Source organism: Vagococcus sp. WN89Y, from assembly GCF_052220145.1.
GTDB lineage: Bacteria > Pseudomonadota > Gammaproteobacteria > Enterobacterales > Enterobacteriaceae > Kosakonia.
In genome coordinates, this window is record NZ_JBQPOM010000062.1 from 24,820 (window position 1) to 45,731 (window position 20,912).

Genomic DNA, 20,912 nt, shown 5'->3' on the forward strand with positions numbered 1-20,912 from the left:
TTATTAATAGAATTAATCAACTGCACACCCGGCAATTAAAAAAATTAATGCTAAAAGTGACGGTATTTTTAATCATTGAAATAAGCGAATTGCGAACAAATTAAACAGCGATTTTATGATAGGTAAGGGGAATGCAGGCATTCCCCTTACCAACTCAGAAGTAATTACGCAGATATTCCGTCAGGCACAGCATTGCCATCGCCTGGCCATATGGCATAGAGGTCAGCGGGATCTGGCGGTAAAACTCCAGGTTGCTCCCCATACCTGTACCGAATGAGACTTGCAGTAACTCCCCTTGCGGAGAAATGTTACGCACAATCGCCTGCACCGCTTTTTCCGCTACTGCCGTGTACTCTGCGCTGACATAACGCTTGCGAACCGCTTTGAGGATGCCATAGGCAAACCCGGCCGTTGCCGAAGCCTCAAGGTAAGAGTCCGGGTCGTCGAGCAGGGTATGCCACAGGCCGCTCTTGTCCTGGCAGGCCGCCAGCGCCGCGATTTGTGCGTTCAGCACCTGCAACAGGTAGCGCCGCACCGCGTTGTTTTCCGGCCAGTCCATCAGCTCAAGAAAGTCCGGGATAACGATAGTCAGCCAGCTGTTGCCGCGTGCCCAGCGGGCGTGGGCAAAGTTATGGTTGCCTTCGTAGCTCCAGCCGTGGAACCACAGCCCCGTTTCTCTGTCTATCAGGTTCTGCACATGCAGCAGAAACTGATAGGTAGCCTCTTCCACATACGCCGGGCGATTAAGCAACTTACCGATTTTCGCCAGCGGCAGCACGGTCATCATCAGCGTGTCGTCCCACATCTGCTGGTGGTTCTCTTCCGCCAGCGTAATGTGCTGCATGCCACCGTGTTCCGTGCGCGGCATCTGGTACATCGCCCATTCTGCCCAGCTCTCAAGCCAGGGCAGATACGTGGGATTACCGGTCTCTTCATAGCGGTACGCCAGCGTCAGGAAAGGCGCCATCGTGTTAACGTTTTTGGTGGTGGCCCCTTGCGCAAAGCGCTCGGTAAACCAGCTATCAATCACGTCGCGGACGGTGTCGTCTCCGGTCTGGCGATAGTACTGATACATGCCATAAAGCCCGACACCGTGCGTCCATTCCCAGCCCGCCCAGCCTTTGGTATCAATCACGCGCCCATCGTCGAGTCGCAGAAGAAACTCGCCGGTTGTATCCTGAATATTCACCAGATTTTGCGTGACCTTGCGGATAAGCGCTTTCAGTTCATCCCGGGCGATAAAACGCTCCGGCTGGCACAATAACGGGCTGTGTTTGACAGGCCAAACCTTCATAGTCGATACCTCAGTTGTAAGTCGAATTCAGCGACGCCTCTTTTTTCAGCGAAGGCGCAGCGGGTTTGTTACGGTTCAGGTAGCCGATGTTGTTATTGCCCCACAGGGATTCGTACGGCAACCCTGCCAGCATCTCCACGGTTTCGCGCGCCTGCGGCGTAATACTCTCGGGCATCACACGCCCGCTGCGGCGCATTTTTTCCGTCTCTTCGCGCAGCACGCTGTGCGTTTTGAGATTCAGCTTAAAGCGCAGGGAGACGAGGAAACCGCAGAGCAGCACGGCCACTGTGCCAAAGCACATGATCATCAAAATGGTATGGCTGACTTCCGGTAGCTGGGTTTTCTGACCAGACACAAAACCGGAGGCCTGCATCACGATACCTACCAGCATCACCGCCCCGGCCTGAGACGCTTTGCGGGTCAGGGTCATGATCCCGGCGAAAATCCCTTCGCGGCGCTGACCAGTGATAACTTCGTCAACATCCGCAATATAGGTGTAGGTATTCCACGGTACATAGTTGATCCCTCCCCGGCCCAGACCGGCAATGGCGGAAATCAGCAGCAGCAGCGAGTAGACATCGCTTAGCCCTGCGTAATAGAGCACGGAATAGGACATGGCGCTCAGCCCAAACAACACCACCACCATGCGGTAGGAAGGCGCAGGCCCGAAGCGGATACAGAGCGGGATCATGGCGATGACCGCGATAAACTGGAAGATAGCCATGGTGCCCATCAGGTTGGAGGCAACGGACGCTTCCTGCATCAGCACAAACACCACATAGTAGGTGAACACCGCATTGAACACGTCTTGTGCGATATAGCCGCCCAGATACATACCGAGGTGCTGGCGGAAAATTTTAATGCGTAGCGTGGAGCTTAACTCAACAAACAAGCGACGCAGGCTTTGGCCGAGCGTCAGGTTTTTCTTTTCTGCTTCAGCACGCAGCGCCGCTTCCGTCCACTCTTCACGCGGGCGCTCCCAGGTAAAGAACCAGACAAAGGTCAGCATCAGCGCGCACAGCACGGAAAACACCAGGCTTGCGTAGAAAAAGGAGACCGGGTTGTCTTTACCAAAATGGGTCAGCAGCACGCCAGGTAAGAACGACGCGAGAATGGCCGACATCTGCGCCATTGAGATACGCGCGCCGGAGAATTTGGTTTTCTGTTTAAAGTCGTCCGTCATTTCCGGCACCAGCGTTTCATACGGCACCAGAATCATGGTGTAGACCACATCAAACAGCAGATAAGTCAGCAGGTAGTACCAGAAACTCATATCCCCTACCCACATCATTGAGTAGCTGAATACGCAGGGAATACCTAACAGAATAAAGAATTTACGCCGACCAAAGCGTTTGCCAAGCCAGGTCGAGCCAAAGTTATCGGTTAAAAAGCCCATCAGCGGACTGACGACAGCGTCCAGTACCCTTGCAGCCGCAAAGATAAATGTTGCTTCGATAGGCGTCAGGCCACAGAAAGTCGTATAAAAATAGAGCAACCATGCTGCGGTTAACGCGGTGGTGCCCGCCCCCAGAAAATCGCCTGAACCGTAGGCGAGGTAATTCAACAGTCCTGGTTTTCTTGTATTCATTGCCGTCAACCCTATTCATTATTGGGGACCTCTGGCAGTGTCCGGCGTAGCCAAAGGAAATGCTTACACGGCTAAAGTAAGAGGATGTGCGGCGGGAAACCTTTTTGTTTCTGCCAGCAACACGGCACAACTGGCAAAAATGCAAAGAGTGCCGATACGCGCTTCACTGATTTATAAAACAGCGTTTCTTTTGCATCAAAAGGCAGGGTCAAAAAGTGGGAGCCAGACGTCAAAATCCCGCCATGCAGCGGGATTTTTGTCTTAAAAAGCAGCAAACTACACGGGGAGTTACGGCAGGGTTTTCGGCCTGCGATAATTAACAATGACTTGATTGCTCAGCACTTGCAACGCAGGCATTAAGCGACCGCCACCCGGCACTTCCCAGACGAAACGCAGCGGTTCCAGCGCCGGGACATCGTTGAAGCCGCGCGTGGTGCCGCTCTGCCCGTCAAGCGCGACGCAGCGGGTTTGCGAGCACAGGCGCACCAGTAAGCCTGCGGGGGTCGGGCCAATCAGCTCATAGCGCCAGGCGACCACGGTCATCAACCCTTCTACCGGCTGCGAAGGTGCCAGCGGTCGCGATGACGCCGAGACGCCACGGTGATTGAGCGTGACGCCGATATTGCTGGCCTGCCACGCGCCGTCTCCGGCAGCGTGGGCAAACAGCGGGATGGCGAGAAGCCACGCGAGACAACGCATTATTTACCTCCGATAGATGCCGTCATACGGATATTGCGGTTATCGGACATCTCCATATTCGACAGCACCACCAGTTGCGGCAGGCTGCGGCGTAAGAAGCGCGCCAGCAGCGGGCGCAGGGCATGGTTTACCAGCAGCACCGGCGGCGCGCCCACCATCTCCTGGCGCACCAGCGCTTCGCGTGTCTGCTCCAGCAAGCGATCGGCAAGGCCTGGCTCCAGACCGCCGCCGCCCTGTAAAGCTTGCAGCAATAAGCGCTCCAGCGGCGTATCCAGACCAATCACCTGCACCTCGTCGTTGCCCGGGAACCACTGTTGGGTAATCGCCCGGCCCAGCGCCACGCGCACCACCGCCGTCAGTTCATGCGGGTCGGTCTGCAGCGGCGCATGCTCCGCCAGCGTCTCAAGAATGGTGCGCATATCGCGGATGGGCACCTTCTCTTCCAGCAGGTTTTGCAGCACTTTATGCAGCGTGGTCAGCGTGATAACGCCCGGCACCAGATCTTCCGTCAGCTTCGGCATCTCCTGCGTTACGCGCTCAAGCAGCTGCTGCGCTTCCTGGCGACCGAAAAGCTCTGCCGAGAATTGACCAATCAGGTGATTAAGGTGCGTTGCCACGACGGTACTGGCTTCGACCACCGTATAGCCCTGGATTTGCGCCTGCTCTTTGAGCGCGCTCTCAATCCAGATAGCCGCGAGGCCAAACGCCGGATCGATGGTCGCTTCGCCAGGTAACGTCCCGGCTGCGGTGCCAGGGTTTATCGCCAGCCAGCGTCCCGGATAGGCCTCGCCGCTGCCAATTTCCACCCCTTTCATCAGGATGCGATAGCGGGCCGGCGGTAAATCCATATTGTCGCGGATATGTACCACCGGCGGCAGGAAACCAATATCCTGCGCGAATTTTTTACGAATACTGCGAATACGCCCAAGCAATTCGCCGTCCTGTTGCATATCCACCATCGGGATCAGCCGATAGCCGACTTCCATGCCCAGCGTATCTTCCAGCTGCACATCTTTCCAGGTCGCTTCAACGGCCTGGGTATTTTCCGGCATTTTGACCGGCATCGCCTCGGCGGGCTCTTTTTGCTGCTGGCCGCGCATCCACCAGGCAAGCCCCAGCAATGCTGCGGTAAACAGCAGGAAAACAAAGTTCGGCATACCGGGCACCAGGCCAAGCAGACCAAGCACCGCGGCGCTGAGCAACATCACGCGCGGGTTAGAGAACAGCTGGCCCACCATCTGCTGACCCACGTCCTCATCGGTCGCAACACGGGTCACGATAACGCCCGCAGCGGTCGAGATAACCAGCGCCGGGATCTGCGCCACCAGGCCGTCACCGATGGTCAACAGTGTGTAGCTTTCTGCCGCATCACCCATCGACAGCCCATGCTGTAAAACCCCGACCAGAAGGCCGCCAACGATGTTAATCACCATAATCAGGATACCGGCGATGGCATCCCCGCGCACAAACTTACTCGCACCGTCCATTGAACCGTAGAAGTCTGCTTCCTGGGTCACTTCTGCGCGACGACGCTTCGCTTCGTCTTCACCGATGATCCCGGCGTTAAGATCCGCATCGATCGCCATCTGCTTACCCGGCATTCCGTCCAGGACGAAACGCGCGCCCACTTCAGCGATACGCCCGGCACCTTTGGTGATAACCATAAAGTTAATGATGACGAGGATAACAAACACCACGATACCGATGGCGAAGTTACCGCCCACGAGAAAGTGGCCGAAGGCTTCAACCACCCGTCCCGCCGCCGCCCCGCCGGTGTGCCCGTCCATCAAAATAATACGCGTGGACGCCACGTTTAGCGCCAGGCGCAGCAGCGTGGTAAACAGCAAAATGGTGGGAAATGCAGCAAACTCCAGCGTTTTCTGGGTAAACATCGCCACCAACAGCACCATGATTGACAGGGCGATGTTAAAGGTAAATAACAGGTCGAGAACAAATGCCGGCAGCGGCAGTACCATCATCGACAAAATAAGCAAAATGAGCACCGGCCCGGCAAGGATCTGCCATTGGGTCGATTTCAGATTGGCGGGTAGTCGCAGCATTGCTACCAGATTAGCCATCAGCGTCCTTCTCGTTCATAAAATCCAGTGCGGCTGGCACCGGGAGATTCTCAGGTTTAACAGGTCGTTGCCCACCGGCCAGTCGCCAGCGCTTAAGTTGCCATACCCACGCCAGCACTTCGGCTACCGCCGCATAGAGCTGGCCGGGAATTTGCTGGCCAATTTCCGCATGGCGATATAACGCACGCGCCAGCGGCGGAGCTTCAAGAATAGGTACGCGGTTTTCGTTGCCGAGTTCGCGAATACGCAGCGCCACAAGCCCGGTGCCTTTTGCCAGCACTTTCGGCGCGCTCATTTTGTTTTCGTCATATTTGAGCGCCACGGCGTAGTGCGTCGGGTTGGTCACAATAACGTCAGCCTGCGGCACATCGGCCATCATGCGGCGGCGCGCGGCGGCGCGCTGCATCTGGCGAATGCGCCCCTTCACATGCGGATCGCCTTCGTTTTGTTTGTGCTCGTCACGGATATCCTGGCGCGACATGCGGAGTTTTTTGATATGGCTGTAGATTTGCCAGAACACGTCAAAACCCACCATCGGGATAATACTCAGCGCGACCAGCAGAGCGCACAACCCGGCAAGATTGAGCGCGTTTGCCATCGCCGTTAGCGGCGACTGGCTCATCAGCATCATCATTTCCGGCCAGTGATGCCAGAGGAACAGCCCCGCCACGCCGCCCATAAACAGCGCTTTCATTAATGCCTTGAGCAATTCCGCGCCAACCTGGGCTGAAAACAGGCGTTTGATACCACTTAACGGATTGAGTTTGGAGAATTTGAATTCCAGCGATTTGGTGCTGAACACCAGACCGCCCAGCATGACCGGCGCGATAAGCGCAATAATCACCACACCGGTCAGTAAAGGAAGCATGCCGAGCAGCGCGTTTTTCAACATCATGATTATCTGCCCAAGGATCAGGTTCGGGTCATTGATGATGTTGTGATCAAAGCGCAGCCCGGAGGAGAGCATCATCGATAAACGGCGGCCAAACGCTTCGCCGCCAAACCACAGGATGCAGATACCCACCAGCATCACCAGCAGCGATGTCAGTTCTTTCGATCGGGGAACCTGCCCGTCTTCACGCGCCTTATCAAGTCGGTGCGCTGTGGGGGCTTCTGTTTTGTCGTCGCTATCTTCCGAGGCCACGGCATACATCCAGGGATTACAAGATTAGCAACATATTGCCAGAGTCAAGCGGGACTAATGGGCAGAGTAAGCTGCAAAAAGGCCGTGTTTTTAACGCAAAGATCCGCGCAACATGCCGGGTTACCCACCTCAGGCAAAGGCGATTTTCGCCCTGCCCTCGTTGGCTGCGCTAAGATTTAACGCGTTACAGCAACGGCGCGCTGCCCGGTACATCAAACTCTTCGACGTCCGATGCCGGGCAGTTGCAGACATTGTGCCCCGAGTAGCGCCAGCTTGCCCAGGTGCCCACGGCAATCCCTGCGCTGAAAAACGCAAGGTTCGCCAGTAACCGGATGCGCTTTCGACAGGACGAGCGCGTTGCGGGCGGCTCGTGGCAAATATCCGGCTCGGTGCTGACGCATGGCGGGTTATGCACTGCAATCTCCGGGTCTGCTTGTGCAACATCTGTTTCGCGGGGTTTTGCGCCCGGATCTGTTAGCCACGGCATAAAGGGCGCGTGCGTGGATTGCTCAGTCGGCTGGAGCGGTATCGCGGGGTTTTCTAAACGAACGGGGCTGTTTTGCACCGTATCGACTGACGAAAGAAGAGACGGGTTGATGATAATTTCAGGTTCGAGGGGCCAGGGCTGGTACGGGGAGGTTGTAGAAGGGAGCGCGGTTGAACTTTCAATTTTCATGACAAAATCTCCTGATAACAAGATGAATATGCAGCGGAATTATTCTCAGAAGAGTTTTTCGCTAACTATCAGGAAACGATTATTTTCAGCACCTATTAAGCAAAACGTCGTCGCCCCCTGCGAGGCGACGCGTTATCGTCATCAGAAACCGAGGCTATCGAGCAGGTCATCAACCTGATCCTGGCTTGCGACGACGCCAGCTTTAGTGGTGTCGAGTTGCGGCCCGTTGAGCAGGCTTTCGTTTTCACGTTTCGGGCGAGCCGTCTGCTCCGGCATGTTCTCCAGCAGCACCATCAGTAGCTGGCGCTCAATCTCCTGAATCACATCCATCATGCGCTTGATAACCTGGCCGGTGAGGTCCTGGAAGTCCTGCGCCATCATAATGTCCAGCAACTGGGCATTGGTGAACCCCGTATGCTCCGGCACTTCACCGAGATACTTACGGGTGTCGGTCACCAGTTCGCGCGCATCCGCCAGTTCGATAGGGTTTTCAAACCACTCATCCCAGCGTTTGCTCAACGCTTTCGCGCCCTTTTCCATCTCATCCTGGTGCGGCTGCGACGCTTCTACGCTGTTGAGCGCGCGTTCCGCAGCCTGCGCGGTCATCTGTACAACATAATCCAGGCGGTCACGCGCATCCGGGATAGCTTCTGCAGCTTCGGCAATGGCCTGATCCAGGCCCAGCTCGCGCAGGCTATCGCGCAGCATACGCGTCAGGCTACCGATGCGGGCAATAATATCGCTGGGTGAATGTTCTTCCGTTGGTTTAATTGAAGGCTGAATCATTTATCCCGTCCTCATCACATGCCAAGTTTCTCGAAGATCTTGCCGAGTTTCTCTTCCAGGATTGCTGCGGTGAAAGGTTTCACGACATAACCGCTTGCGCCTGCCTGGGCGGCCGCAATGATGTTCTCTTTTTTCGCTTCAGCGGTCACCATCAATACGGGCAGCGCGCTCATATTGCTGTCCGCACGAATGGTTTTCAGCAGTTCCAGCCCGTCCATATTCGGCATGTTCCAGTCGGAAATCACAAAGCCAAAACCACCGGTCTGGAGTTTGCTCAGCGCGTCAACGCCATCTTCGGCTTCCTCGACGTTATTAAACCCCAGCTCTTTTAACAGGTTGCGCACGATTCGACGCATCGTGGAAAAGTCGTCCACTACCAGAAATTTGAGCTCTTTGTCCGCCATAAAACTTCACTCCTCGTTAAATACGTATTGCCTGTCCGGCACTGATTTTCGCCAGCATCTGCTGGCTTACCTGGCTAAGATCGACCACTTCGCTGACGCCACCCATATTGATGGCCTCACGCGGCATGCCGAACACCACACAACTTGCTTCGTTTTGCGCAATCGTCCAGGCGCCCGCCTGGTGCATTGCTAACATCCCGGCCGCTCCGTCGTTGCCCATCCCCGTGAGAATAACGCCCACGGCGTTGCGCCCCGCGTGTTTCGCGACCGAATGAAACAGTACATCCACCGCAGGCCGGTGCCGGTTCACCGGCGGCCCGTCGTGGATTTTGATCTGATAGTTTGCCCCGCTACGCGCCAGCTCCATATGTTTATCGCCCGGCGCAATATACGCATGCCCCGGTAAAACACGCTCGCCATCTTCTGCTTCTTTCACGCTTATCTGACAGAGTTTGTTCAGGCGCTCGGCAAACGAACGGGTAAAACCCGGCGGCATATGCTGGGTAATAAGAATACCAGGGCTTGAGAGCGGCAATGGCTGGAGTACATGCCGAATTGCCTCTGTTCCGCCGGTTGACGCACCAATGACCAGCAGTTTCTCTGAGCTGAGCAGCGGCCCGGCTTTCAGCGTCGCGGGGGCTGCGAGCGGTTTATGCGCCGCAATACGCGCGCGTGAGGCGGTACGGACTTTCTCGGCAATCATTTCGCTGTAGGCCAGCATGCCTTCACGAATGCCAATCTGCGGCTTGGTGACGAAATCAATGGCCCCCAGTTCCAGCGCGCGCAGCGTCACTTCTGAGCCTTTGCCGGTCAGTGATGACACCATCACCACCGGCATCGGGCGCAGGCGCATTAATTTTTCCAGAAAATCCAGCCCGTCCATGCGCGGCATTTCCACGTCCAGGGTTAGTACATCCGGGTTGAATTTCTTGATTAAATCACGTGCCACCAGCGGGTCCGGCGCCGTTGCCACCATTTCCATATCGCTGTGGCTGTTGATCACTTCTGTCATAATTTGACGCATCAATGCGGAGTCATCAACAGACAATACCCTGATTTTACTCATGCTTTATCCTTACTCAGCGCATAAACGGTCTGCCCACGCAGGGTAAACTCGCGCACGAGGTTGCTAAAGTTCTCCGAATGCCCGGCAAACAGTAATCCGTCTGGCTTAAGCAAGGGAGCAAAACGATGCAAAATGTCCTGCTGCGTCGTTTTATCAAAATAAATCATTACGTTACGGCAAAAAATTGCGTCAAACGGCCCCGGTACGTTGTACTGCTTATCGAGCAGGTTTAACGCCGTGAATTCGACATGGTTCGCCAGCTCCTGACGAACGCGTACCAGCCCGGCGTGCGGGCCAGTGCCGCGCATAAAGTAGCGCTGCATCTGGGCAGGCGAGAGCGTTTTTAGCTCATCCTGGCGATAGATGCCGCTGCGCGCTTTTTCCAGCACTTCGGTATCAATATCGCTGGCGAATACTTTCCAGCGCCCCGGCGCCATGCCCAGGGCATCGGCGAGGGTAATAGCCAGCGAATACGGCTCTTCGCCCGTCGAGGCCGCCGCGCTCCATACGCGATATTCACCCGTGCGCTTGCGCGCATGCTCTGCCAGCACCGGGAAGTGATGCGCTTCGCGGAAAAAGGCGGTGAGATTGGTGGTCAGCGAGTTGATAAACGCTTGCCACTCGGCGCTGCTCTGGTTCGCTTCCAGCATGCTCAGATAGCGCCCAAAATCATCTAAACCCAGCGTGCGTAAACGACGAACCAGGCGGTTGTACACCATGTCGCGTTTATGATCGGCGAGAACAATCCCCGCACGCTGGTAGATCAATTGACATATCCGACGAAAATGCGCGTCGGACAGCGCGAGGCGCTGTGTCATCTGCTGCAATATTGATGACGTTTGCCCGCTGGGCAGTGATGTTGTCATAGCGCCTTCTCAATTCAGTTCATGATGCAACTGTGGCCGCCCTTCAGGGCGCCACGTCGGGTATTGCGACATACTTATCACGCTAATACAGAGCAGCCTGTATGCCAGAGTTTGCCCGTCTGACCACCGCAGCGCCGCCCGATGAGTCTTGAGCGAACGCTGTTGGTGCCTGAATAAAGCCCGGCAAACCCGCGCAATAATCACGCTCAGGTTAATATCAATTTTTGCTTAACAGGCCGCGTGCTTAGGAATTTTCCTCGCTACATTAGACGTTTACGACCCACCTTTTCTTGCAGTTTCCGCTGCACATTGCGAAAAACCCAATGTCCGGTGCGCGCGATCTGCTTGTCGCGTAACGGCGCTATGCTGACAAATGTGTTTTAAAATGTTTCCCAGTTCGCTTCCGACGCAGCCTCTCGCTTAGCGCTGGCCGATCTTTTCACGCTGTTACCTTTATGCGCAGCCGGTGCGGCGGGTACGCTCTTGCCTGCCACCGATGCGAGGCGAAACGCGGATACCGCCCTCGTCAGTCGGCTGGCCTGCTCTTCCAGCGCAGCCGCGGCGGCTGCGGATTGTTGCACCAGCGAGGCGTTTTGCTGCGTGACGCGGTCCATTTCAGAAACCGCCAGCGCAACCTGGTCGATACCACGGCTCTGTTCATCCGACGCCGAAGCAATCTCACCCATGATGTCGTTAACGCGAGTGACCGCATTAACGATATCCGTCATCGTCTCCCCGGCGCTCTCTACCAGCACCGAGCCGGTATCCACGCGGGTGACAGAGTCTTCAATCAGCGCTTTGATCTCTTTTGCGGCCTGCGCGCTGCGACTGGCGAGGTTACGCACTTCCCCGGCCACGACGGCAAAGCCACGGCCCTGCTCACCGGCGCGGGCGGCTTCAACCGCCGCGTTAAGCGCCAGAATATTGGTCTGGAAGGCAATTCCGTCGATAACGCTGGTAATATCAGCAATTTTCTGCGAACTGGTGGCGATATCGTGCATGGTTTTCACCACACCATCGACCACTTTGCCGCCGCGCTCGGCGGTTTCCGACGCGCTGTGCGCCAGCAGTGATGCCTGGCGAGCGTTGTCGGCATTCTGTTTCACCGTTGCCGTTAGCTCTTCCATGCTGGCAGCGGTCTGTTCCAGCGCCGACGCCTGCTCTTCCGTACGCGAGGAGAGATCGTTGTTGCCGGCAGCGATTTCGCTGGTGCCGGCGTAGATAGCATCCGAGCCCTGGCGCACATTGGTCACGGTGTCGATTAAGGCGTCCTGCATATGCGAGACGCTCTCCGCCAGTTCCGTCATTTCGCTGCGCCCGCCAATTTTCAGCGTATGCATCAGGTTGCCCCCGGCGATTTCGCGGATATGGCTGATAATGGCCGACAACGGCGAGAGCAGAATGCGGCGGATGCCATACCAGACACCGGTGAGGATAATCACCAGCAGCAGCGCCAGCACCGCCATCTGCCATTTGGCAAAGGTGTAATCACTGACACTTTGCTCCCAGGCATCGCGGTAGAGTTTGTCGCTCAGCCCGGCGTATTGCGTCATCGCTTCACCCAGCGCGTTCTGCATTCCCTGCGTCGGCTGCGCTAAAAAGGCATCTATATTGCCGCTCTCAAGGAACTGAACCAGCTCGGCGAGCGCCGCGTGATAGGTGCGATATTTCTCGTCAAGGTTCTGGCGCGACTGCGCCATTTCCGGCAAGGAGGGTTGCGCATGGAAGGCGTCGTAATAGTTTGCCGCTTCCGCCAGCGATTTTTTGGCGCTGTTAAGCAGATCCGTTTTGGCGCTGCTTTGCTCATTGCCTGGGTTTAGCAGCATACGCGCGGACGAGCGGCTGAGGTTGATGCGCGTTTGCAGCATCAGCTCCCAGGCTTTACCGAGTTCGGTTTGTTGCATGCGCAGGTCATTTGAGACCGCAAAGCTTTGTTGGTTTTGCTTAAGTGACGAGAAAAACAGGCCACCGGATGCAAGCTGCAACAGGGCAAACACCACCAGCACGCTCATTAAGAGCGTCACGACACGGATACGGTTCAAGATGTAACACCTTCTGCTAATTTCTTAACGGTGTTATCGGCATCCGGCGAGGGAACTTTACATTTGCGAAAGGGAAATAAATTTCTCCTTAGAACGCAATGTCCACCACCAACGTGTCGCTGTAGGTGCCGCCCGGCGGTGTAGCTTGCGTGGGAAGCACTTGCGCCGTGTAGTTATAGGTGCGCAGCAGGCCATCCGCACTGACCTGCGAAGAGGCGCTGCTGGCCCAGCGTTCCGCGCCCACGCTCCCCCAGCGATTGCTGCTGGCAGCTTTATAGATTTCATAACTCAGGCGGTTGCTGCCGCTGGCCATATTGCGCACGCTGCCGTTGGCGTAGCTGCCATTATTAATGCCGACAGTATAGGTGCTGCCTTTGGTACAGGTCAGGCCAATAGATTGCGACACGGTCGGGAAGTTACGCGCCAGCGGCGCGCTGCCAAAATTGACGTTCGGCGCGCTGATGGTTGAACAGTCATTAGTGACCGTTAGCGTCAGTTGCAAACTGGTGGGCGCGGTGCCCGATTGGGGCGTCAGGCAAATACCGACCAGACCGGCAGCGCAGATGTTGTAGGCGACGTTGAAATTGAGCGTCACCTGGTAAGGCCCGGCGGTGACATTTTGCCCCGGCACGGTCTGGAAATAGATAGGCAGGGTATAGGTTTTGCTACCCAGTAATGCCAGCAACACGCCGCCGCTCCAGGTGTAACCCGCGCCGCCAATGGTCACTTCACTGCCTGCTGCATCGCAGTTTGCCGCCCCGCAGACGCGCACCGGTATTTGATCGGCGATGGCGCTGTTATCCGAGCGTTTCATTGCCCCACGGTTGGTTGCCACCGCCGACGCGCCGGTCAGCGTCATAGTGACCGAGTCATTGGTTAACAGGTTGAGCACCGCGTCGCAGCGCAACAGCAGGTTGGCGGTGGTGGTCTGTGCTGTGCTGTTCACCGCAAACGAGGTGACGGTGCCGAAAGCGCCATTGGTGGTACTGATGGTGCAGGCAGACCAGGCGTGGAATGAACAGCATGATAATAAAAGAAGAAGTATCAGCCGACGCATTATGGATTCCTCCGGCAGGTAAGCGGCCCGTAGGTTTGTAATTTATGCTGCGGATTGGCGGCAAGGGTGAAGCTCGCTTCGCAGCGCGTACCGTCCGGCAAACGCACATCTAAATCATTCGTCTGCGCAAGGCTTTCCAGCCACGCGATGCCGTCATAACCGACGATGGCGGGTGCGCTTCCTGCCCGCATCACTTCGCTGCCAACAGGGATCGCCTCGCCCTGCTCATCGTGCAGAATGACGCTTGCCACCCGTTCCTGCGTCATCGGGAACTCCACCAGATAACCGCTGTGACGGCGTAGCGCGATACGCCGCTCGGTATCTTTTATCCGTGTGTCGGCGGGCAGGTTCAGGGTGTTGATACTGTAACTGCCCGGGTAGTAAGCCGAGACGCCGCTAACCAGCAGGTAACCGTTGCTGTTGGTCTCGCCGACCGGCTGGTTTTCATAATTCACCGGAATACCGGCATTGCCCTGGGTACTGACAACCGCAAAAGCATCATTGATGCGGTTAGCCGCAAACAGCTGCCCGTCCATTAACACCAGCGAGCCCATCGCCTCGCCCCACCAGGTCATCATCCCTGTTTCGCCGTAGCCGCCGCCCTGCAACTCCACATTATTGTTACGCCAGCCGAGCGTAGCTTGTTTGTAGCTGTTACTGCGTGTCTGGTTGGCATAGGCCATATTCCAGCTAAAGCCGCCGTCTGTCGGCATCGCATGGTTATAGTTGATGCGCTGGCTGCTGCCGGCATCCGGCGTTTTTTCCATGCTGAGCGCGGCGCTGTCCATATCGCCCAGCGGCACCTGTAACGACATGGCAAAATTCCAGTCGCCGCGCTGCTGGTCACGGCTGGCGGCCAGATAGATACTGCTGCTGCCCCACAGATTACGGCTCCATGAGAGGTTCAAAAGCTCGGTTTTCTGGTCGTCGAAACTGCGCACGCCAATCCATGCGGCGCCCACGTTGCCGAAATCGCCCATATTAAAGGTCAGTGAATATTGTTCGGTTGAGCGGCTGAGACTGGCGATGGGCGGCTGCGCTTCTTGCTGATTATTCGTGCCAGTGTAGTGATAGCGCTGGTCATACAGCGCGAGATTACCGTAGCCACGCTCGCGGCGAGTTTGCTGGGTATTGATGCTGAACATATTGGTGTTGTATTGATAACCCCAGTTGAGCTGGCCGCCGCTATCACCGAGCATCCGGCTTTGTGCCCAGGCGCCGTTCACCACGCCGAGCCGCCCCAGTTTGACTACCGCGCCAACACCGCCAAGCGCCAGCGATTTTGCCCCCTCGCCGTGCGCCTCCAGCGTTAAGTAATCCGTCAGGCCATAGCGGTAGGAACCGCTGCCGACTACCGGCCCGTAATTAAAGTTATCGACACCGTAATTGCGTCGCAGCGCGCCAAGGGTAATGGCGCCGTCGCTCAACCCGGCCTGAAGAAGATCACTTGAGACATAAAAAGGCAGCGTGGTGCTTACCTGGCGCCCCAGCGCATCGGTAGTCACCAGCACCGCATCACCGGCCCCATTGATATAGGGCATATTGGTAAGGGTGAACGGGCCAGGCTGGATCTGCGTGTTCCCGGCGCGATAACCATTAATAAAGACATCCACGGCAGTAGGCACGGCGGCCTCGCCGGAAAAAGCCGGTAGCGGCCAGGTCACCAGATCGGGGCGTAAAGAGAAATCCCGGCCAAAGCTGATGCCGCCCATGCGCACGCTGCTGCTCCAGGTCAGGGAATCGGAGATCACATCACCGATGTTCCATTCAGTAGCGTTATCTTCGTCGGTAAAAGAGAGCGTGGTGTCGTAGCGGATATAGCCCTCTTTTTGCCGGATATTGCCGGATAGCGTGTTGCGCGTCGCCCCGGTGGAGGATAACGAACCATTACCGTTGAAATAGCGAAACTCATGCCACAAAGAGACCTGCCCGCCGATATGTTCGGTGGTGCTGGCGTAGACGTCGTAGTTCATCAACGCGCCGTGGCCGTAATGAGGCTTACTGCGCTGTAGACCACGGTTGAAGGCGGTGATGCGCTCCGGCATCCACCCTTTGGGCACGGTCAACATCAGGCGTTGCCCGGTGCTGTCATATTCGGCTTGCACATCGGGCCAGGCAGAAATATTGACCTCGCCCTGCGGCACGCGCTCCGGCGGCAGGCCCGCACGCAGCAGATCGGCGCTGTTAACAAAATACGCATCCTGGCGCCGGGTGACGGGCACCACAAGCTGCGTGTCGTAATGGTTGAGCACCAGGCCTAAATGAAACTCGGCCTGGTCATTCATTGCCCGCGCATCAGGCGGAGGTGGCAACCCATCGTCTCCTTGCTGCGCCCATGCCGAACCGCTCAGAATCAGAATGCTGACGGAAAAGATTATCTGCCCGCGGACGACTGCCATTCACTATCCCGCGCATTGATGGTTGCCTTCAGTTGTGTTGGCTGAGTGATGCCGGACGGTAGCGGCCAGCTTCGCGCGCTGTGGGGTAAGACATAACCGAATAATCCATCGGCCATTTGCCGCGTCTGGGCACCCTGCTGTACCGAGACTTTTGTCAGCCGGACGTGGACATCACCGTTATTGCGCACTTCAATTGCCGGTTTCCCCTCTTCACGTACCACGCGCCAGCTTAAATCCTCACGATTGACAAACGCATGATGCGCGCCCTGCTGATGCGTTTTTATTCCAGGCCCATAAACAAACAGCGGAATGGAATAACGCATCTGGATTTTCAGGCCAATTTGCGGCTTATCACTGGCGTCCGGCTGCGGGATTTCATCAACAATAATGCGGTACGCCTGCTCGCTGTTGGCAGGGATCTGCGCCTGTTTGATAAGACGAATCAGCTGCTTGCTGCCCTTCTCAATACGCACTATCGGCGGGCTTGCGACAACATCGCTTTGCTGCGTATAGCGTTCCAGTCCGTCTTCCTGCTGCCAGCGCACGATGCGCACCTGCATGGTGGTCGGTGTCTCGCCCTGATTCTGGATCCACAGCTCTGTTGCGTTGGTATCGACACCCAACCACGGATCGATAGGCCAGAGCAGAATGGTTGCTGCCGCGTGCGCGTTTCCCATCGTCATCGTTAGCGCACCCGCCAACACTAAACCTGCCGGGATCACTCGCATAAACATCTCCCTGATTACCATGACAGCGTCACGGTCAGTTGGTCTGTATAGGTTCCTGCCGGACTCATGCCGGTTAGCTGCGCTACGCCAAATATGGGCAGCACAATGTTGTTACTGTCGGTATACGTAATGGATACTGCCTGGTTGACGCCAATTTCCGTGTTCGCCGCCAGAGAACTGTTGCTGTACAGGCGGTACGGCACACGGTCGGTTGCGCCGCTGCGCTGCATATTGCGTACCGTTGAATAGTTTTGCCCGCCATTAATACTCATACTGAGCGCCACGCCGGGCGTGCAGCCGAGCGTCGTGCTCTGCACAAAACTGGTGGTAAGCTGGCCGCTCTGCACCCCGGATCGAGTGCCGAAATTGAGCGAGCCGAGCACGCTCCCGTTGCCGCTGGCCACCAGGCATCCTGGCGTAATGGTGGCGCCCACGGTGAAAGATTGCGTGGTTATCGCAATCGCCTCCTGTCGTGCCATCATCCCTGACAGAATCAGCCATGAAATTGCGCGCAGGACGCCCGGGCTTCTGTGCGAAGAAGCCCTGATGTCGCCATGTTTCATGCGGGGAGAGTTAGTATGTCACGCTCACGTTAATCGTATCGGTATAGGTACCAGGTACGACGCTCACGCTGTTGCCGCCACCCTGAATTCGGCCATATAAGGTGTAGTTATCGACACCGCCGGTAGTGGAAGCGCGCGGAATCGGTGTGTTGTTGGCGATAACATTGCTGAAACCGCTGTCGCTATAGATGCTGTAAGCCACACCCTGCGTGGTGTTGGCCGCATTCACCAGATAGCGCGCCGGGGTGCCGGGCGTGCCGACAACCGTGCCCGGCGCGGTGGAGTTGGTATTACCGGTCACCTGTACGGTGTAGTCCGCCGTCGTACACTGGATGCCAAAGCTGTTACCGCCGTTCGCCCCGGTCAGCTGCGTGGTGAGCTGGGAAAAGGTCGCCGGGTGGGTACCAAAATCCAGCGTACCGAAGTTGATACCGTTCTGGCTTGGAGAGCCGTTTATCAGGCAGCCGTTCGTCAGTGTCAGTGTCGCGCCGATGGTACCGCTACTGGTCACCGCCAGCGCATTTTGACCGGACATCACCAGTACGCCGCCAGCCAGCACATAAAGAAGTTTTCTGTTCATAGTATCCGCTCCCGAGGATGACGCAGCCGTTCAGAGTTGAAAAAGCCACCAGGAAAAAAACACAAAAAATTAACACAGGAATAACAGAAATCTAGTTTAAGGCAGGCTTTTATACCACTTGCTCAAAAAGCGAACCAAGCCGAACGGGAGGGAATAAAAACAGATTAAATTCAATAAATTAAAATATTATTTCGCGCGTAAATGTAACGCTGCAAACAATATATGAGGTGAAGTGTGATGTGGGTCGCGATATATTTTTATGAATAAAAATAATAGGTTAGTTTAGGTTAATTTAGATTTTAGTGAGGCTGAATGATATATCGTATAAAGCGGGTAAAAGTACAAAAAACAGGCGGATGAGGGGTATTCATCCGCCGGAGAAATTACGCTGTCTGCGTTGCTGCGATATCCAGCAGCGCCATTTCGTCACTGTTGAGCAGTTTTTCAATGTTCACCAGAATCAGCATGCGATCGCCAAGCGCGCCGAGACCGGTCAGGTACTCGGTTGAGAGCGTGACGGCGAACTCCGGTGCCGGGCGAATTTGATCGGCTGCCAGCGAAAGCACATCGGACACGCCATCCACCACGATGCCGACCACGCGCTGCCCCAGATTCAGAACAATCACCACGGTGTTGTCGTCGTACTCCACTTCGCCCTGGCTGAACTTCACGCGCAGGTCAACGATAGGCACAATCACACCGCGCAGGTTGGTTACACCTTTAATAAAATCAGGCGTGTTGGCGATACGGGTCACCTGATCATAGCCGCGGATCTCCTGCACTTTAAGGATGTCGATACCGTACTCTTCATCGCCTAAAGTGAATACCAGGAACTCCTGTCCGGAGGGTTCGCCCGCCAGTTTTGCTACATTACTCATACCGGTCATGTTTTTACCTTTTCTTAATCAAGCGGCTGTGTTCGCCATACGATGTTCACGATTTAATCCCTGCAGCGCCGATACATCCACAATCAGCGCGACACTACCATCACCGAGGATAGTGGCCGCAGAAATACCCGGCACTTTGCGGTAATTGCTTTCCAGGTTTTTCACCACGACCTGGTGCTGACCAATCAGTTGATCGACCAACAGTGCATAGCGGCGACCGGCACTTTGCAGAATCACAACAATCCCCTGCGTCGCTTCTGTCTTCGCTCCCGTGACGTCGAACACTTTCCACAGTTCTACCAGCGGCAGATATTCGCCGCGCACTTCCAGTACTCGCTCGCCGCCCGCCAGCGGATGCAGATCTTCTTCGCGCGGTTGCAGCGACTCCATCACCGCGTTCAGCGGCAGGATAAAGACTTCGTCGTTCACCTTCACCGACATCCCGTCGAGGATAGCCAGCGTCAGCGGCAGCAGGATACGAATGGTCGTCCCGGCGCCTTGTTTGGATTTGATTTCAACATGCCCGCCCATCTCCTGGATGTTACGTTTTACCACATCCATACCCACACCACGGCCAGAGACGTCCGTAACCTGCTCGGCGGTTGAGAAGCCCGGTGCGAAAATCAGCATCCCGACCTCTTCATCGGTCATGTTTTCACTGACCGCCATCCCCTGCGACATAGCTTTCGCAAGGATTCGCTCGCGGTTAAGGCCCGCGCCATCATCGGTCACTTCGATACAGATGTTGCCGCCCTGATGCTCCGCAGAGAGAATCAGGTTACCCACCGGGGATTTACCGGCTTCGACACGTTTGGTCGGCGATTCAATCCCGTGGTCGAGACTGTTACGCACCAGGTGCGTTAACGGGTCGATAATGCGCTCAATAAGGCTCTTATCCAGCTCGGTTGAGCTACCCTGCAAGGTCAGTTCAACTTGCTTATCGAGCTTGCTGGCCAAATCGCGCACCAGACGCGGGAAGCGGCTGAAGACGTATTCCATCGGCATCATACGAATGGACATCACCGATTCCTGCAGATCGCGGGCGTTACGTTGTAACTGACCCATGCTGGTGATGAGATCGCCATGGGTAACCGGGTCTAATTCATTCGAGCGCTGGGCCAGCATCGACTGGGTGATCACCAGCTCGCCAACCAGGTTAATTAACTGGTCAACTTTTTCAACCGCCACACGGATGCTGGTGGATTCGCTGGCGCGCGCCGCCGGTTTTTCACGGCCTGCCGACGCCTCTTTGCCTACCGCTTTTAGCGCAGGCGCTGCCGGTTTTGCTGCCGGAACCACCGCAGCTGGCGCGGCTTCAACGACTTCAGCAACCGGTTCGGCGTTCGCAGGTGCCGCAGCCGGTTGTTCAAAGGCAATCTGGTCGGCTTCAATCACAAAGCAGAGCACGGCGATAACATCATCTTCGCCTACGCCGCCATCGAGCGTAACGCTCAGCGTATCGGTGCCCTTCACGACATCGCTCAGCGTGCCGAGGTTACCCAACTCTTCTTCCAGCAGATTGACTTCGCTCTCTTTAAGGCGAGACAGCACAATGCGCAGCTTGCCATCGTCTTGCGCAGACGTTGCGCCAGCGGCGACAGCGGCCGTTTCAACAACAGAGAGTTTTGCACCACCGGCAGCGGCGGGAACGGCCTCGCCTTTTGCTTCCAGCGCCAGCTGGCGCAACGCAGTGCAGATGTATTCAAAGCTGGCTGCATCCGGCTCTTGCGAGCTTTTATAGGCGTCGAGCTGTTCTTGCATAATGTCTTTCGTTTCCAAAAACAGGTTGATAATGTCGGTGTTGAGCTGCATCTCACCACGGCGCGCCTCATCGAGCAGGTTTTCCATCAAATGTGTGGTTTCCTGCAGGATGGTAAAGCCAAAAGTCCCGGCGCCACCTTTTATCGAGTGCGCAGCACGAAAGATGGCGTTGAGCTGTTCTGAATCCGGCGCTTCAGGCACCAGATCAAGTAAATGTTGTTCCATATCCGCCAACAGCTCGTCGGCTTCATCAAAAAACGTTTGATAAAAATCACTAATATCCATGCTCACGCT

General features: G+C 56.1%; 18 protein-coding genes. All 18 read right to left on the reverse strand.

The window, feature by feature from the left end; translation table 11 throughout:
- Positions 1-154: 154 nt before the first annotated feature.
- Entirely contained in the window at positions 155-1,294 is a 1,140-nt protein-coding gene (bglB, locus tag ACTU3N_RS17530; protein WP_443087407.1) for a beta-galactosidase BglB, read from the reverse strand.
- Between the two features lie 10 nt (positions 1,295-1,304).
- Positions 1,305-2,882 (reverse strand): MFS transporter, encoded by a 1,578-nt coding sequence (locus ACTU3N_RS17535; RefSeq protein WP_443087408.1) that lies wholly within the window; start codon positions 2,880-2,882, stop codon positions 1,305-1,307.
- Positions 2,883-3,170: 288 nt separating this feature from the next.
- Positions 3,171-3,581, reverse strand: coding sequence for a flagellar protein FlhE (gene flhE, locus ACTU3N_RS17540; RefSeq protein ID WP_443087409.1), 411 nt, complete (start codon positions 3,579-3,581; stop codon positions 3,171-3,173).
- Positions 3,581-5,659 carry a flagellar biosynthesis protein FlhA gene (gene flhA / locus ACTU3N_RS17545; protein WP_443087410.1) on the reverse strand — a complete coding sequence of 693 codons (2,079 nt, stop codon included), beginning with the start codon at positions 5,657-5,659 and terminating at the stop codon, positions 3,581-3,583. Before flhA ends, flhE begins: the two co-directional genes overlap by 1 nt.
- Positions 5,652-6,803 carry a flagellar biosynthesis protein FlhB gene (gene flhB, locus ACTU3N_RS17550; protein ID WP_443087411.1) on the reverse strand — a complete coding sequence of 384 codons (1,152 nt, stop codon included), beginning with the start codon at positions 6,801-6,803 and terminating at the stop codon, positions 5,652-5,654. Before flhB ends, flhA begins: the two co-directional genes overlap by 8 nt.
- Before the next feature lie 184 nt (positions 6,804-6,987).
- A complete protein-coding gene (locus ACTU3N_RS17555; RefSeq protein WP_443087412.1) occupies positions 6,988-7,479 on the reverse strand; it encodes a hypothetical protein in 492 nt (163 codons plus the stop codon).
- A 141-nt stretch (positions 7,480-7,620) separates the two neighbouring features.
- On the reverse strand, positions 7,621-8,265 hold the full coding sequence (cheZ, locus tag ACTU3N_RS17560) for a protein phosphatase CheZ (RefSeq protein WP_443087413.1): 645 nt from the start codon (positions 8,263-8,265) through the stop codon (positions 7,621-7,623).
- Positions 8,266-8,279: 14 nt separating this feature from the next.
- Positions 8,280-8,669, reverse strand: a complete 390-nt coding sequence (gene cheY / locus ACTU3N_RS17565) for a chemotaxis response regulator CheY (protein ID WP_443087414.1) — start codon at positions 8,667-8,669, stop codon at positions 8,280-8,282.
- A 16-nt stretch (positions 8,670-8,685) separates the two neighbouring features.
- Positions 8,686-9,735: a protein-glutamate methylesterase/protein-glutamine glutaminase gene (locus tag ACTU3N_RS17570; RefSeq protein ID WP_443087415.1), complete on the reverse strand. Its 1,050-nt coding sequence runs from the start codon at positions 9,733-9,735 to the stop codon at positions 8,686-8,688.
- A complete protein-coding gene (cheR, locus tag ACTU3N_RS17575) occupies positions 9,732-10,601 on the reverse strand; it encodes a protein-glutamate O-methyltransferase CheR (protein ID WP_443087416.1) in 870 nt (289 codons plus the stop codon). The genes ACTU3N_RS17570 and cheR overlap by 4 nt, the downstream gene beginning before the upstream one ends.
- Positions 10,602-10,981: 380 nt before the next feature.
- A complete protein-coding gene (gene tar / locus ACTU3N_RS17580) occupies positions 10,982-12,643 on the reverse strand; it encodes a methyl-accepting chemotaxis protein II (RefSeq protein ID WP_443087417.1) in 1,662 nt (553 codons plus the stop codon).
- Positions 12,644-12,731: 88 nt separating this feature from the next.
- Positions 12,732-13,700, reverse strand: coding sequence for a Csu type fimbrial protein (locus tag ACTU3N_RS17585; protein WP_443087418.1), 969 nt, complete (start codon positions 13,698-13,700; stop codon positions 12,732-12,734).
- On the reverse strand, positions 13,700-16,099 hold the full coding sequence (locus tag ACTU3N_RS17590) for a fimbria/pilus outer membrane usher protein (RefSeq protein ID WP_443087419.1): 2,400 nt from the start codon (positions 16,097-16,099) through the stop codon (positions 13,700-13,702). The genes ACTU3N_RS17585 and ACTU3N_RS17590 overlap by 1 nt, the downstream gene beginning before the upstream one ends.
- Positions 16,075-16,827, reverse strand: a complete 753-nt coding sequence (locus tag ACTU3N_RS17595; protein WP_443087420.1) for a fimbrial biogenesis chaperone — start codon at positions 16,825-16,827, stop codon at positions 16,075-16,077. The genes ACTU3N_RS17590 and ACTU3N_RS17595 overlap by 25 nt, the downstream gene beginning before the upstream one ends.
- A 14-nt stretch (positions 16,828-16,841) precedes the next feature.
- Positions 16,842-17,309 (reverse strand): Csu type fimbrial protein, encoded by a 468-nt coding sequence (locus ACTU3N_RS17600; RefSeq protein ID WP_443087421.1) that lies wholly within the window; start codon positions 17,307-17,309, stop codon positions 16,842-16,844.
- Positions 17,310-17,400: 91 nt separating this feature from the next.
- Positions 17,401-17,970, reverse strand: coding sequence for a Csu type fimbrial protein (locus ACTU3N_RS17605; protein ID WP_443087422.1), 570 nt, complete (start codon positions 17,968-17,970; stop codon positions 17,401-17,403).
- Positions 17,971-18,353: 383 nt separating this feature from the next.
- Entirely contained in the window at positions 18,354-18,857 is a 504-nt protein-coding gene (gene cheW / locus ACTU3N_RS17610) for a chemotaxis protein CheW (RefSeq protein ID WP_443087423.1), read from the reverse strand.
- Between the two features lie 18 nt (positions 18,858-18,875).
- A complete protein-coding gene (gene cheA / locus ACTU3N_RS17615; protein WP_443087450.1) occupies positions 18,876-20,903 on the reverse strand; it encodes a chemotaxis protein CheA in 2,028 nt (675 codons plus the stop codon).
- Positions 20,904-20,912 lie beyond the last annotated feature (9 nt).